This window comes from Jeotgalicoccus halotolerans (assembly GCF_003387165.1).
In the GTDB taxonomy this organism is placed as follows: domain Bacteria; phylum Bacillota; class Bacilli; order Staphylococcales; family Salinicoccaceae; genus Jeotgalicoccus; species Jeotgalicoccus halotolerans.
Window position 1 is genome coordinate 151,963 of sequence record NZ_QUMW01000010.1, and the last position, 13,566, is coordinate 165,528.

Below are 13,566 nucleotides of genomic sequence, written 5' to 3' on the forward strand. Positions count from 1 at the left end.
TTAATTTATACAGCCAGACTTAAACGCGGGATAAAGATTTCGTAGTGAACACGATCTTTATCAACGCCCGCCTTGCCTAATTCTTTAACGATGGACTGAATGAATGTCACACCGCCGCAGACGTAGACTTCCTGATCCTCTTTAATGAACTTCTGCAGCTCCTCACTCATCAGGTAACCTTCTTTATCTCTTAAGTGAGTGTGCAGCTGTGCATTTTCGGCAGCTGCGATATTTTTAAGCTCAACTTCAAATGCAACGTTATCTGCATCATCTGAAACTTGGATGAACTGTGCATCTGCATCAGTACCGGCTGTTTCACGGTACATCGGGAATAACGGCGTTACACCGATGCCTGAACCGATAAATAGCTGCGGCTTATTTGTATTTTCAAGGCCGAACACACCAACCGGCGCTGATAAATTGATTGTATCGCCCGTATTAACCTGCTCGTGAAGATACGTCGATACTTCTCCGCGGTTGCCATCCAGATCTTCTTTCCTTACTGCAAACGTCAGCTTGCCCTCCTGCACATCGACGATTGAGTAATGGCGTTTTGCTCTGTACGACAGATTTGGAACCTGGACGTCGACCGTAATATACTGTCCCGGCGAGTACGGTATATCTTTAATATCACCCGATTTAACTGTAAAAGCTTTCATAATCCCTGTCTCTTCTCTCACACCGATTACTTCAAACGGCTTAAAGCCCTGCCATGCCATGCTTGCATAAATATCTTTCTCTATACCGATAAACGCATCAGCAATTTCACCATACGCCTTGCCCCATGTTTCTATAATCGGATCATCTGCCGCAAGCCCGGTTACTTCCTGAATTGCAGCAAGAAGGTTTTCTCCGACGATAGGGTAATGTTCAGGAAGCACCTCGAGACCGCAGTGCTTATGCGCAATCGGCATGACTACGGGTACTATCGGTGTTAAATCTTCAATATGTTGCGCTGCTGCCAGAACTGCTGTTGCAAGAGCTGTAGACTGCAAACCCTGCTTATGGTTCGGCTGATTAAACATATCTCGTAATTCCGGGTGTCTATCAAACATTCTATTATAAAATTTAGAAGTAATTTCAACACCTTTTTCCTGTAAAATTGGAATTGTGCTGTGAATACTCTCAACTTCTTCTTTGTTAACCATATAAACACTCCTAATTGTTGTATTTATTTCATTATCTAATACATTTCTTCTTATCTCAATAAAATCCAATTAGCTTGTTAAAATATTCACATGTTTGTGAATGTTTCTCGACATTCTCTCATATATATGGAAAAAAGATACGAATCGGAGTAAGATTCGCATCTTTAAAAGTTAAGAAATAATTGCTTCTTCCGCTTTTCGGATTCGTCCTTTCTGCACTTCTGCACCGTGCTGTTCCTGCACAAACAGAAGCGCACAAAATGCAAGCAGACATGGAACTGCAAAACCTAGAAATGAAAGCTGCGCCGGCATATTGGTCATCAGCACCCAGCCGATCAGGAGCGGCCCTGTAATTGAACCGATTCTCCCCATGCCGACTGCAGCACTTAAACCTGCACCGCGTACATCCGGCGGATAATACATCGTTATATACGGATTAATCAGGTTTTGCGAGCCGGCCGTACATGCGCCTGCTGCCGCAATGAGAATATAAAGCAAAAATGCATTGCTCGTTAGGCTGAGCAGGATAAACGCCGCTGCTCCTGTCCCGAGAAGCGTTAACAGCACATTGCGGTGACCGATTTTATCAACCATATAGCCGCCGGCAAGTGAACCGGTCATCTGACCGATTGCCAGTGTAATAGTAAATATCATAGCTGAGGACACTCCATATCCGGATTCCTGCATAATATTCGGCAGCCACGTACCGAGTCCGGCAATCATCATCAGGCAGCAGATAACAGCAATCCAAAACATAATTGTCGACAGTGTCTTACGTTCGTTAAATATCTTTTTAAACGGTACACCTTTTTCTGCAGTGTCAGTATCTGTAATTTCGTAGTGATCCCGAGCACTGTAATTTTCAGTGCCGGTAGCTTTATTTAAAATGTCTGCAATTTTGTCTTTATTCCCCCGTGCAACATGAAATGTTATTGATTCAGGGAATTGTTTCAAGAAAAACGGAGTAATTAATACCGTGAAAATACTTATCCAGAAAAATAATCTCCAGCTTAAGTACTCCAGAAAATAAATGCCGAGCAGCGACGCCCCAATTGTTCCGATTGAATAGCCGCAATACATTAACGCAACAATCATAGCCCGGTTTTTACGTGGAGAGTATTCAGCCATCAGCGAAATAACAGCCGGCATAAGACCGCCCATTCCAATCGAAGCAATGAAGCGGAAGATGACAAATACTGTTGCATTAGGTGCAAAGCCTGCTAAAAAGTTAAATAAACCAATCATAACTAGACATATTGCCAAGATTCTTTTGCGGCCGATAACATCGGTCAACGCGCCTAAGACAAAAGTCCCCGCCATCATACCCATCATGGCATAACTGCCAATCGCCCCTGCTGCTGCAGGAGTAATATCAAAATCGTTCATCATCTGCGGCAAACCGAGTCCATACACAGCTATATCGAAACCGTCAGAAGCAATTGCGATAAAACACCATATAAAAACGAGCAGATGAAAATTATTGAACTTACTGCCTGCAATAACCGTCTCCGGGTTAATTGTTGCCATTCGCATTCTCCTTTCTATTGCCAGACTTCAGCTGCGATGTCTACGACGTATTTTAATTTCTCCCATTGCTCTTCTTCTGTCAGCACGTTGCCTTCTTCTGTCGAAGCGAAGCCGCATTGCGGACTGAGCGCCAGCTGATCCAGCGGTACAAACTGCGCTGCTTCATTAATTCGCGCTTTAATATCTTCAGCATTTTCAAGTGTACCGCTCTTCGATGTAACAAGACCCAGTACGATGACTAAATCTTTACGGCTGACATGACGAAGCGGCTCAAATCCGCCTGCACGGTCACTGTCATATTCTAAGAAGAAACCGTCGATGTTTAAACGCCCGAATAATATTTCTGCTACCGGCTCGTAGCCTCCTGAAGAAATCCAGGTTGAGCGGAAGTTTCCGCGGCATATATGCATCGTAATTTTAAAATCATCCGGTCGCCCGTCCACTGCTTTATTTAACACTTCCAGATATTTCTCTTTTAAGTGCTCCGGATTTTGTCCTTTGTCAATTAACTTTTGTCTTTCTTCATCTGAACAGAAGTATCCCCATGAAGTGTCATCGAGCTGCAGATAACGGCAGCCAGCGTCGTAAAAGCCCTGCAGCACTTTTTTATATGCCGCTGCAAGATCTTCAAAAAATTCCTCTTCGTCAGGGTAAACATTCTTGTCGATTTCTCCCCTGAAATGCAGCATACTCGGGCTTGGAATAGCATATTTTGCTGTTGCATCACCCGCCTGCTCTTGTAAATACTTAAAGAAATCAATTTCTCGATGTCCGTCGAAATCCACTTTCCCTGTTACTTTAATTGCCCGGGATTTTGTCTGGCGTTCTTTAAAAGCAATTCCGCCGCCTGTGTCCGAACCTTCGACCCCCTGCAGTCCTTCGAGAAAGTCAAAATGCCACCAGGCACGGCGGTATTCGCCGTCGGTTACTGCTTTTAATCCCGCTTCTTTCTGTTTTTTAACAGCATGTGCAATCGCTTTGTCTTCTGCTTCTCTTAATTCTTCCAAACTTATCTCTTTACTTTCGAATTGTCTCCGGGCATCTTTCAACTCTGCGGGTCTTAACAAACTTCCTACATGATCTGATCTGTATATTTCTTTAGTCATATGTATGTGACACTCCATCTCTTTTAATGTTGTTTAAATACTATCATGTCTGTAAGATATAGAATAACTCATTAATTTCATTACCCGTTATAACTTCAAGCTATAACCCAAGGAGAATCTTTATGACACTTCAACAATTAAAATATTTAATTGCCGTGGTCAACAGCGGCTCAATTAATGAAGCGGCAAAAAAACTTTATATTTCACAGCCCACCTTGTCTAAAGCGATTAAAGAACTTGAACGCGAAATGGATATTACGATTTTAAAGCGTACATCCACAGGTATTGTGCTGAGTCCGGACGGTGCAGAATTTCTCAGCTATGCCCGTCAGATTACAGAACAAGTCGAGCTTTTAGAAAATAAGTATCTTGATACTCCTTATCAGGAACAGCTGCTCTCTGTCTCCACACAGCACTACTCTTTTTCCGTTGATGCAATGGTTAAAATGATTGAGCATCACGGCGGTGATAAGTATCAGTTCTCACTTCGCGAGACACGCACCTACGAGATTATTGATGATGTTAAAAATTTAAAAAGTGAAATCGGCGTACTGTACATGAATACTTTTAACGAGAAAATACTGACTCAGCTGCTGAAAGAAAACCATTTAACATTTGAACTGCTTTTTACAGCGAACCCTCACGTTTTTATCAGCAAGACAAATCCGCTTGCCGAAAAAGAAAAAGTGACACTGGAAGATCTCGAACCCTATCCAAGATTGTCTTTTGACCAGGGAGAGCACAGCTCATTTTATTTTTCGGAAGAAATACTGAGTACTCTGCATAGCCCAAAGAATATTCTGGTCAGCGACAGGGCAACAATTTTCAATTGTATGATCGGCTTGAATGGCTATACAATTTCAAGCGGGATTTTAAGCGAGGAATTAAACGGCACCGATATCATTCCGGTCCCGCTCGATGTTGATGATGAAATTAAAGTCGGCTGGATTACAAATAATAAAGCCCAGCTCACGAGAGTCGCAAAACTTTATCTGGAAGAATTGGTGAAAACGATTGAAAGTTACAATCTGCTGTAAAAAGAGTGTAAATATTTTTCTTCAGGGTATAGTAAAATAGTATAGAAAATTACGGAGGTGTTCTTACATGGATATTAAACATGGAACAAACAAGTTTTATTTTGGAGAAGATCCGCAGAATCCTGATGGCGAACTGACTTATCTTCCAGATGACAAAAATAAACTTGTTATAGACAGCGTCGTAGTAAAAGAAGAACTGCGCGGTGAAGGTTATGGAGATGTGCTGCTCGATGCCGCTGCCGATTATGCGCGCGAGAATGATAAAAGATTAATCGGACGATGCCCTTTTGCAGCTAAACGTTTTGAAGAGTTCAATGATAAATATAAAGATGTAATTTTTAAAGAAGCATAAAGAAACCCCTTTAAGATTTTGAAATATAAAATCTTAAAGGGGTTTTTATTCCTTAAAGAGAGGTTCCGGATGCACATAGAGAGACATGATTCCTTTATTATGCATGTGTTCTTCGACCCTGTCGCATATACGATGTGCTTCAGTAACCGATATTTCCGGGTCAACAATAATCGTCACATCCAGGAATATGCTGCTGCCGTGATATCGTCCTTTTATAGATTTAACATCGAGCACCCCATTTACTTCAAGCACATCTTCTTTATGTTCTATTAAATCCGCATCGTTATAACCATCACTTAAAGCAAAGACCGCACTTTTTAATATTTTAAAACCGGTATATATAATCAGAAGCCCTAGTACAGATGCAATTATTACGTCCGCAATCGGCAGGCCAAGCTGTGTTAAAACCAGGCCGGCAGCAGTACCGAGACTAATTAAACTGTCCGACAGATTATCCATAGCTGCAGATTTCAAAGAACTGCTGTTCGTTTTTGCTGCCAGTTGAGAGTTGATATAGTATACAGCAAGCATAATCAGACCGCCCGCAACGCTTATATAAATTACTACCGGGTTTGGTTTTGTTACAGAGGGTGAAAATATGGCAGGAACGTTTTCCACCAGCACCTGTACACCGACAAAGATAATAATGAAAGAGACAACGAGCGAAGCTATATTTTCAGATTTTAAATGTCCGTACGGATGATTGTCATCTGGCGGTCTGATAGAAATTTTCAGACCAATTAGAACTGCTACCGATGCAAAAATGTCCGTCATATTGTTCAGAGCATCTGCCCGAACTGCTGCAGAATCGTAAAACACTCCGAAATATAATTTCAAAACAGATAAAATAATATACGTGACAATACTTAAGTAAGCACCTCTCTGGGCAAGTTTCAATTTATTTATATTACCCATAATAACAGCCCCTAAAAGTTAATGGAGATTAATTATGCACTGCTTTCATTATATTTTCAACCATTTTTTATACATTACTTTAAGTTTCTATAAAGTGAAATATTTTTTTAGCTAACCCTAAATATTTACAATTTTTTTCATGATTAGCCCTAAAAATGACACACCTGATTAAGGCGTGTCATTTTTATTTTGCTGCTTTCCAAATATATAACTGATAAAAAGACCTGACAGAAATAAAATCACAGATAAGAACCAGCTTGTTCCGCTTGCCGGCAGTCCAGGATAAATAGCGAACACTGAACCAAAAAGCAAACCTATAATCGCTGCATAAGTCAGATAAGTATAATTTTTAAGGAAATGAGAGATTACCTTGCTTGCAAGAAGCACTCCTGTAACTATACCAAGACCAATTGATATCAGAATTGGCAGAACAGTAAAATTAAGCGAGGTAAACTCATTTATCGCGTATATTACTATTGGGTATACTCCCATAATAAGCATCACAAGCGATCCGGATATGCCAGGCAGCAGCATCATCGAAGCCGCAAGCGCACCTGTAATAAAGTACTTCAGGAGATCACCAGCTGCCATTCCCGCATTGCTTGCCGGCAGTGCATCTGCATTGAACATAGACATTATAAAGAGTATAGCAATACCCGCAAAAATTAATATAAAATGTATGATCCGAAATTCTGCTTTTACATTTGAAATTCTTATCATCATCGGTATCACACCAAGCACCATCCCCATGAAAAACCAGTGGGTCGGTATTGTATGATTCTGCAGGAAATAATTAAGCACCGAGGACATCGTTAAAATTGCGATAGCCATACCGATTACAAGAGGCAGTAAAAATGCCAGTGCCTGTTTATAATACTTTGAAACAATTCGGCTGATAGCACCGAGAAACTGATCGTATATTCCTAATAGCAACGCCATCGTACCGCTGCTGACTCCCGGTACAAGTTCAACTATTCCCATTAAAAAGCCTTTCGGCAAATTTCTCCACTTAAACATATATTCAATTCCATTTCATCAAATTTACTTTTTATATTTTACCATATTTTATAAGCTGTCTATAATCATATATATACCAAGCAACAAGAGAACCATCCGCAAGATGAATACAACAGTATTCGAGTCGAGGCTTCTATTCAGCTTAACACCCAATTTCGCTCCAAAATATGCAGCAGGAATCAGTATCACTGCATAAAGAAAATGAATATTTCCCTGTAACAAATGACCTGTCGCAGAGGATATACTGCCGAATAGGACCAGAAACATACTTGTTCCAACTGCAATAGATGGCGGCATCAAAAATAAAATAATCATCATAGGTGTCATTAATGCTCCCCCGCCGACTCCGAATAGTCCAGCTGTAAAGCCTGCGAGCAAACTCCCGGTAACTCCTATGTATGGCGGAAAACCGTAATAATGAACTTTTCCTGTTCCGTCAGTATGAGGTTTGATATATTTTTCATTCTGAAATATTTTAAGCGGTTTTATTTTATCGCGTATAAGCAATATAAAACTGATTAAAATTATAAACAGACCGAAATACAATTTCAGGCTGTCGACTGTAAACAAGCTGCTCGTATATGAGCCTATCATCGCTCCGGGAAGAATTCCGAATAAAAAATATTTCCCATTTTTCCAATCTACCTGTTTACTTTTATTATAGGAAACGACAGATGACAGCCCGATAAACACAAGAACCAGACTTGAAGTCCCGACAGCTATCTGAGGTGTAACCCCATCCAGTATGTTAAGTTCATTTCCTAAAAATATAAGAACAGGAACGATGACTATGCCGCCCCCGAGTCCGATTAATGATCCCACAATTGCTGCAACCATACCAGTTACTGCCAGGAGTATGAATTCCATAGCAACCATTCCTCTTTGAATTAATTATTTTCGAGCATCCGCAATAAACATGGAAGCATCCTTTTTCATGAAGACTTTTTCTCCATGATAAAAGGTTTTAATATCAATATTTTTAAAACCTGCATCAGCTAAAGCAGACTCCATCTCATCATGTGTAAATCCATTATGAACTTTTTCATGATAAACTGAGTCATTTTTATCAAAATCAGCAATGAGCAGCTGCCCGGACTCATTTAAAATATCATATAATTTTTTAATCAATTCTCTGTAGTCAGGCACGTGGAGCATTACGAGCGATACAATAATTACATCAGCTTCTTCGCTGCAGAGCTCTTCAGTATGTTTAGTTTCAGCATTTCCAATTTTGTGCGCTTCGATTTTTTCATCAACAACTTTTAACATTTCCCCGGAAATATCACTGAAAATCAGCTTTTTAAAGTCATCCTTGAACTGCAGTCCAATCAGTCCCGTACCGCATCCATAATCCAGTAATATATTATTGGCATCATGTGGGAAATACTTTTTCATTTCCGCTGCGATGGTATTTGCTAAGGCAATTCTTTCTTCCTTTTCGTATTTCCCTGCCATTCTATCGAACACATTCTCTGACATATAATCTCCTACCTTTTACTTAATATCTGTTTCATTGTACTATTTACGCTGCCGAGATACACGTCTCCAAACTTCACTAGGTGAACAAGAAGCAGATACAGTTTATAAAACTCTATACGCAGTGCCGCGCCTGCATCAAGTGGATATACATCATTATATGCTTCGTAAAACTCCTGACCAAAGCCTCCAAAGACAGTCGTAGCTCCAAGATCAAATTCCCGGTCACCGTATAATGGCGAAGGGTCAAATAAGGCGGGACTACAATCTTCTAAAAACATATAATTTCCGGACCATAAATCTCCGTGGAGAAGCGACGGCTCGCTTGTATGATTGTTTAGTTCTTCTCTGATTATGTCCAGTACGGTATTAAAGGTTTTATTATCCTGTTCGCTCCATAAGTTCCTTTTTAAAATCTCTTCATGCAGCTGTGAAAGTCGCTGGTTCACAAACAATTCACTCCACGACTTAAACCAGCCGTTTTCAAACTTTATATCGCTGCCTTCATATGGCAAATGATAGCCGAACTTCCCCTCTTCCTGATGAGTCAGATGAAGTTTTGCTACCATCTCTCCCAAATCCTTTTGACTGCCTGATACTCCCTCTTCCAAATAGCTGAGCAGCAGATACGCATCGCCTGAAATTTGGCCGGACTCTTCAACCCTCGGTGCTGTAATACCTGCTTTTTCAAAGTCCTGCAGCCCCGCCATTTCGGCAGCATAAAAATCTTCATCGCGTCCCCGCTGCACCAGGAGAAAACACTTTTTATCATCCGCTTCTATTTTGTACGCTTCATTTACATCTCCGCCGCTGACCGATGTTATACTTTTAATATTTTTTATCGGCAGCTCTGCCGTCCATTGTTCATCCATCAAACAACTTCCTTTCTTTAAACTTTCTACTTTTTTATATTTCCTTTAAAATATATGTAAAACGTCCTCACTTGCTCTTCGGGACAAAAGACTGATCTAACAATACTTATATCGCTCAGCATTATTTTATAACACTATGCGTTATACGTAAGAAAGGAGACTTTTCATGAAGAGATTTGCACTTACTTCTTTGCTTATAATTGCCGCTGTCTGCGGATTGATCTATGCAGATACAAGAACTGAGAACGGTTTAATAGAAGAGTTGGGCATATTATTGACACCTGATCCTATGAAAAATAATACATATGACCAGGGAGAATGTACGTATTACGTGTTTAACAAAGTGAAAGATGACGGCATGATGATAGAACGTTCATGGGGCGATGCAGAACACTGGGCAGACCGCGCTGAAAGAGAGCATTACACTGTAAATGAAACACCAGCAAAAGGTGCCTTAATGCAGACTGAAAGAGGAGAGATCGGACATGTTGCCTATATAGAATCTGTCAATAATGACGGTTCATTCGAAATTTCAGAAATGAACCTCCGTAAACCGTATGAGATAACTGAACGCACTATTCTTGCAGAAGAGATTGCTGATTATAACTATATCCATCCTAAAGTAAATAAGCATCCGAATCCGGAGTAATAATGCCATAGCTTATTTGTATAAAATTGTAGAGTTCTGAAGATATTTCACTTTGTATTTATTTGCCATCTTTCTAATAAACGAAAACAAGTCGTCAGGCTTATTTGGATTGTGTATATACTCTTCTTTCAAACGCATATATTCGCGCTTCTCTTTCTCGCTGCACACCTTTTTAAAATATCCCCACATATGCTGAAACGTATTGATGACCGCTCCGGGGTGAGGTGTTTTTTCTAGTGCCTGGCCGATTAAAGTTTCTAACCGTTCCATTTCTATATCCTGCTTTAATTCTTTTCTGATTAAATTGTAATGTCCTTGCGAATGCATCATCACTCTGTATTTTTCTTTTGCCCACAAATTCTCCATCAGTGCACGCCGCTTCATAAAATTACTCCTTTTTTGCTGATAGTTAATATTATCTTTTACCCCTTTTCAAATCGTTATACAGATTATATTGACAATCTTATAATATTAGCATAAACTTTCAGAGTGATAACGATTCTCAATTAAAATGGGAATCTCCTATATGAGAGGTGACTGTGTTGAACGCACTTGAAATAAATAATATAGCGGTTGGCTATCACAACCGTTCAGTAATAGATAACTTAAGCGTTACTATTCCAAAAAATAAAATAACAACTATTATAGGTCCGAACGGCTGCGGAAAGTCTACATTGATAAAAACAGTGTCCCGTATATTAAAAGCTGAAGAAGGCACTATTTTGCTTGATGGCAAAGCAATTAATACTCTCGACACGAGAGAAATCGCCAAGCAGATGGCTATTTTGCCGCAGACTGCCGAATCGCCAGACGGTTTGACCGTTTTCGAACTGGTCTCCTACGGCCGCTTTCCATACAGAAAAGCTCTCGGGTCTCTCAGCAAAGAAGATTATAAGTATATTAACTGGGCGATCGAAGTCACGGGCCTTAAAGATTTCGCCGATCGTCAAATCAGCGATATGTCAGGCGGCCAGCGTCAGCGTGTCTGGATTGCGATGTCCCTGGCACAGGGTACAGAAACACTTGTACTCGATGAACCGACGACATATCTCGATCTCGCTCACCAGCTCGATATTCTCTTGCTGCTGCAAAAACTAAATATCGAAGAACATCGGACAATTATTATGGTGCTTCACGATTTAAATCTCGCTTCACGATTTTCTGACTATATGATTGCAATGAAGGACGGCAAACTGATTACAAAAGGTATTCCTGCTGAAGTGATGACTCACGATAATTTAAGAACATTGTTTAATATCGAAGCCGATATTCAGCAGTGCCCTTACAGCAATCATCCGATTTTCACCTCTTATCATTTAAGCAGCCGGGAAAAAAATTATGAGTAAGTTCAATTCGGATTTAACAGATAAAGAACAAGTAAAAGCAGTTAAAAATACTGCAAAACCTGTACGCGGAACGATAATCATCTCCGGCGGGCTGGTTTTTCTGCTCTGTGCATTTGCAGTGTCTATTTCGCTTGGAGCAGCCGACATAAACTTATCGACAATATGGAGCGCTCTTTTCAGCTTTGATGAATCCGTCACACAGCATCAGATAATATGGGAACTCAGATTTCCGAGAATTATCGGTGCGGCGATTGTCGGAGCTGCTTTCAGTGTAGCGGGAGCATTAATGCAGGGGATGACTCGGAATCCGCTCGCAGATTCCGGTCTGCTCGGACTGAATGCCGGCGCAGTCATGATGCTCGCAATCAGTCTCAGTTTTTTCCCTGGCCTGCCTTATGTCTATGTTGTACTTCTCTCATTTTTCGGAGCGGCGCTTGGTGCGGGTATCGTTTACGGTGTCGGTTCCATGAGCAGAAACGGTTTAACACCCCTGCGTCTGGTGCTGGCAGGAGCTGCTGTTACAGCCTTGCTGACAGCACTGAGTGAAGGTATTGCTCTTTACTTTAATGTCGGACAGGATATGGCATTCTGGTATGCCGGAGGTGTTTCAGGAACGCGCTGGAGTCACCTTTCTGTTATAACGCCTATCGTTATTATTATGTTATTTGCAGCGATGCGCATTTCAAAATCTATTACTATACTAAGTCTCGGGGAAGAGGTTGCAGTCAGTCTCGGAGAACGGACAGTCAGAACTAAATTTATCAGTGCGGGCATTATAGTTGTACTCGCAGGACTGGCAGTTTCAGTCGTCGGCGCTGTCAGTTTCGTCGGTTTAATCGTACCGCATCTGACCCGTAAACTTGTTGGTTATGACTACCGCTGGATAATACCGGTCAGTGCAGTTGTCGGTGCCATTCTTGTCGTTCTTGCAGATTTACTCGCACGGACTTTGAATGCTCCCTTTGAAATACCAATCGGCGCTCTTATTTCATTAATCGGTGTACCTTTCTTCTTATACCTTGCACGTAAAGGAGGTAAAGCGATATGAACCACTACAAGCCCGAAGGACTTATTAAAAAACAGCGGCGTGCTGGAATCATCGCATGTATATTTATTATCCTGTTAATCATTTTATTTCTTATCAGTTTAAATACAGGTGTTATACGCATCGATCCCGTCACTGTAATGAAAACAATTATCGGCAGCGGTACTCCGCGTGATGAGCTTTTACTGTTTGAATTCCGCCTGCCAAGAATTACTATCGCCATGCTTATTGGCATGGGTCTTGCAGTATCTGGCGCCGTACTCCAGGGAATCGTTAAAAATCCGCTGGCCGACCCGGGAATTATCGGGATTAACGCCGGTGCTGGTCTTGCAGTAATGCTTTTTGTTTCGTATTTTTCAACAGAGCTTGGCAACTCTGTTTTCATTATGCCGGTGCTGGCGTTTGCCGGTGCTGGGGCCGCTGCTGTTATTATCTATGTTTTCTCTTACAAGAAAGATGAAGGCGTATCTCCTATACGTTTAATACTCGTCGGAGTTGCTGTAGCTGCGGGAATTAGTGCTCTTATGATTGTACTGACACTGAAACTTGATCCGAGAACATACGACTTTGTTGCTACATGGCTTGCCGGCAGCATCTGGGGGTCAAATTGGAATTTCGTGCTGGCACTCTTGCCATGGCTTCTTATTCTTATTCCGTTCGTTTATATAAAATCCCGGGTGTTAGACGTGTTAAATCTCGGAGACCATACTGCTGTCAGTTTAGGCATGAACCTTGAGAAGGAACGCAGAATTCTGCTTGCTGCAGCGGTAGGACTTGCTGCAGCAAGTGTCTCAGTCAGCGGCGGCATCGGCTTCGTCGGTTTAATCGCCCCGCATATGACTAGAAGACTGGTCGGCAATAAGCATAAGTATGTCATTCCAATCTGCGCGCTTGTCGGAGCTGTGCTCGTATTAACAGCGGATACAATCGGCCGCGTTATACTTCAGCCCGCTGAAATACCGACCGGTGTGGTCGTTGCTATTATCGGTGCGCCATATTTTCTGTATCTTTTAGCAAAATTAAATGATTAACCATCAGCATTCCTAATCCGGCTGTAAACAGCCGGATTATATAAT

At 41.2% G+C, this 13,566-nt stretch carries 15 protein-coding genes; 6 read left to right on the plus strand and 9 right to left on the minus strand.

All coding sequences use genetic code 11. The features are described 5' to 3' along the window. Positions 1-5: 5 nt before the first annotated feature. From DFR63_RS05535 to DFR63_RS05545, 3 genes are all read right to left on the minus strand, one after another. The gene (locus DFR63_RS05535; RefSeq protein ID WP_115884946.1) at positions 6-1,148 is read right to left on the minus strand and encodes a globin domain-containing protein; all 1,143 of its coding nucleotides are present in this window, start codon (positions 1,146-1,148) and stop codon (positions 6-8) included. Positions 1,149-1,319: 171 nt separating this feature from the next. Further along, positions 1,320-2,675 carry an MFS transporter gene (locus tag DFR63_RS05540; RefSeq protein WP_162842292.1) on the minus strand — a complete coding sequence of 452 codons (1,356 nt, stop codon included), beginning with the start codon at positions 2,673-2,675 and terminating at the stop codon, positions 1,320-1,322. 14 nt (positions 2,676-2,689) lie between these two features. Next, on the minus strand, positions 2,690-3,781 hold the full coding sequence (locus tag DFR63_RS05545) for a 5-methyltetrahydropteroyltriglutamate--homocysteine S-methyltransferase (protein ID WP_115884948.1): 1,092 nt from the start codon (positions 3,779-3,781) through the stop codon (positions 2,690-2,692). Positions 3,782-3,903: 122 nt separating this feature from the next. Between DFR63_RS05545 and DFR63_RS05550 the strand changes: the two genes are divergently transcribed. Together DFR63_RS05550 and DFR63_RS05555 are read left to right on the plus strand one after the other, a co-directional pair. Further along, positions 3,904-4,818: a LysR family transcriptional regulator gene (locus DFR63_RS05550; protein ID WP_115884949.1), complete on the plus strand. Its 915-nt coding sequence runs from the start codon at positions 3,904-3,906 to the stop codon at positions 4,816-4,818. Positions 4,819-4,885: 67 nt separating this feature from the next. Further along, entirely contained in the window at positions 4,886-5,170 is a 285-nt protein-coding gene (locus DFR63_RS05555; RefSeq protein WP_115884950.1) for a GNAT family N-acetyltransferase, read from the plus strand. A gap of 45 nt (positions 5,171-5,215) precedes the next feature. Here DFR63_RS05555 and DFR63_RS05560 read toward each other — a convergent pair whose 3' ends face one another. The 5 genes from DFR63_RS05560 to DFR63_RS05580 all read right to left on the minus strand — a co-directional run bounded on the left by DFR63_RS05560 (position 5,216) and on the right by DFR63_RS05580 (position 9,450). Next, positions 5,216-6,085: a cation diffusion facilitator family transporter gene (locus DFR63_RS05560; RefSeq protein ID WP_115884951.1), complete on the minus strand. Its 870-nt coding sequence runs from the start codon at positions 6,083-6,085 to the stop codon at positions 5,216-5,218. Between the two features lie 168 nt (positions 6,086-6,253). Then, positions 6,254-7,102 (minus strand): DUF368 domain-containing protein, encoded by an 849-nt coding sequence (locus DFR63_RS05565; RefSeq protein WP_115884952.1) that lies wholly within the window; start codon positions 7,100-7,102, stop codon positions 6,254-6,256. 48 nt (positions 7,103-7,150) lie between these two features. Continuing rightward, positions 7,151-7,969: a sulfite exporter TauE/SafE family protein gene (locus DFR63_RS05570; RefSeq protein ID WP_115884953.1), complete on the minus strand. Its 819-nt coding sequence runs from the start codon at positions 7,967-7,969 to the stop codon at positions 7,151-7,153. Positions 7,970-7,993: 24 nt separating this feature from the next. Continuing rightward, the gene (locus DFR63_RS05575) at positions 7,994-8,581 is read right to left on the minus strand and encodes a class I SAM-dependent DNA methyltransferase (protein ID WP_115884954.1); all 588 of its coding nucleotides are present in this window, start codon (positions 8,579-8,581) and stop codon (positions 7,994-7,996) included. A gap of 8 nt (positions 8,582-8,589) precedes the next feature. After that, positions 8,590-9,450, minus strand: coding sequence for a fructosamine kinase family protein (locus DFR63_RS05580; protein WP_115884955.1), 861 nt, complete (start codon positions 9,448-9,450; stop codon positions 8,590-8,592). Positions 9,451-9,616: 166 nt separating this feature from the next. Here DFR63_RS05580 and DFR63_RS05585 point away from each other — a divergent pair, with 166 nt between their 5' ends. Further along, complete coding sequence (locus tag DFR63_RS05585) at positions 9,617-10,099, plus strand: CHAP domain-containing protein (RefSeq protein ID WP_115884956.1); 483 nt, start codon at positions 9,617-9,619, stop codon at positions 10,097-10,099. 12 nt (positions 10,100-10,111) lie between these two features. On the opposite strand, the gene DFR63_RS05590 is transcribed toward DFR63_RS05585, so the two are convergent. Next, positions 10,112-10,483 carry a YbgA family protein gene (locus DFR63_RS05590; protein ID WP_115884957.1) on the minus strand — a complete coding sequence of 124 codons (372 nt, stop codon included), beginning with the start codon at positions 10,481-10,483 and terminating at the stop codon, positions 10,112-10,114. A gap of 158 nt (positions 10,484-10,641) precedes the next feature. On the opposite strand from DFR63_RS05590, the gene DFR63_RS05595 reads away from it, so the two are divergent. The 3 genes from DFR63_RS05595 to DFR63_RS05605 are packed head-to-tail and all read left to right on the plus strand — an operon-like array spanning position 10,642 to position 13,521. Further along, entirely contained in the window at positions 10,642-11,445 is an 804-nt protein-coding gene (locus DFR63_RS05595) for an ABC transporter ATP-binding protein (protein ID WP_115884958.1), read from the plus strand. Then, positions 11,438-12,493 carry a FecCD family ABC transporter permease gene (locus DFR63_RS05600; RefSeq protein WP_115884959.1) on the plus strand — a complete coding sequence of 352 codons (1,056 nt, stop codon included), beginning with the start codon at positions 11,438-11,440 and terminating at the stop codon, positions 12,491-12,493. The genes DFR63_RS05595 and DFR63_RS05600 overlap by 8 nt, the downstream gene beginning before the upstream one ends. Then, positions 12,490-13,521, plus strand: coding sequence for a FecCD family ABC transporter permease (locus DFR63_RS05605; protein WP_115884960.1), 1,032 nt, complete (start codon positions 12,490-12,492; stop codon positions 13,519-13,521). Before DFR63_RS05600 ends, DFR63_RS05605 begins: the two co-directional genes overlap by 4 nt. Positions 13,522-13,566: the final 45 nt, after the last annotated feature.

Coding starts and splice junctions, on each gene's coding strand:
- DFR63_RS05575 (WP_115884954.1), bottom strand. CDS start 8,581: ATGTCAGAGAATGTGTTCGATAGAATGGCAGGGAAATACGAAAAGGAA.
- DFR63_RS05560 (WP_115884951.1), bottom strand. CDS start 6,085: ATGGGTAATATAAATAAATTGAAACTTGCCCAGAGAGGTGCTTACTTA.
- DFR63_RS05590 (WP_115884957.1), bottom strand. CDS start 10,483: ATGAAGCGGCGTGCACTGATGGAGAATTTGTGGGCAAAAGAAAAATAC.
- DFR63_RS05535 (WP_115884946.1), bottom strand. CDS start 1,148: ATGGTTAACAAAGAAGAAGTTGAGAGTATTCACAGCACAATTCCAATT.
- DFR63_RS05585 (WP_115884956.1), top strand. CDS start 9,617: ATGAAGAGATTTGCACTTACTTCTTTGCTTATAATTGCCGCTGTCTGC.
- DFR63_RS05550 (WP_115884949.1), top strand. CDS start 3,904: ATGACACTTCAACAATTAAAATATTTAATTGCCGTGGTCAACAGCGGC.
- DFR63_RS05545 (WP_115884948.1), bottom strand. CDS start 3,781: ATGACTAAAGAAATATACAGATCAGATCATGTAGGAAGTTTGTTAAGA.
- DFR63_RS05570 (WP_115884953.1), bottom strand. CDS start 7,969: ATGGAATTCATACTCCTGGCAGTAACTGGTATGGTTGCAGCAATTGTG.
- DFR63_RS05605 (WP_115884960.1), top strand. CDS start 12,490: ATGAACCACTACAAGCCCGAAGGACTTATTAAAAAACAGCGGCGTGCT.
- DFR63_RS05565 (WP_115884952.1), bottom strand. CDS start 7,102: ATGTTTAAGTGGAGAAATTTGCCGAAAGGCTTTTTAATGGGAATAGTT.
- DFR63_RS05555 (WP_115884950.1), top strand. CDS start 4,886: ATGGATATTAAACATGGAACAAACAAGTTTTATTTTGGAGAAGATCCG.
- DFR63_RS05600 (WP_115884959.1), top strand. CDS start 11,438: ATGAGTAAGTTCAATTCGGATTTAACAGATAAAGAACAAGTAAAAGCA.
- DFR63_RS05540 (WP_162842292.1), bottom strand. CDS start 2,675: ATGGCAACAATTAACCCGGAGACGGTTATTGCAGGCAGTAAGTTCAAT.
- DFR63_RS05580 (WP_115884955.1), bottom strand. CDS start 9,450: ATGGATGAACAATGGACGGCAGAGCTGCCGATAAAAAATATTAAAAGT.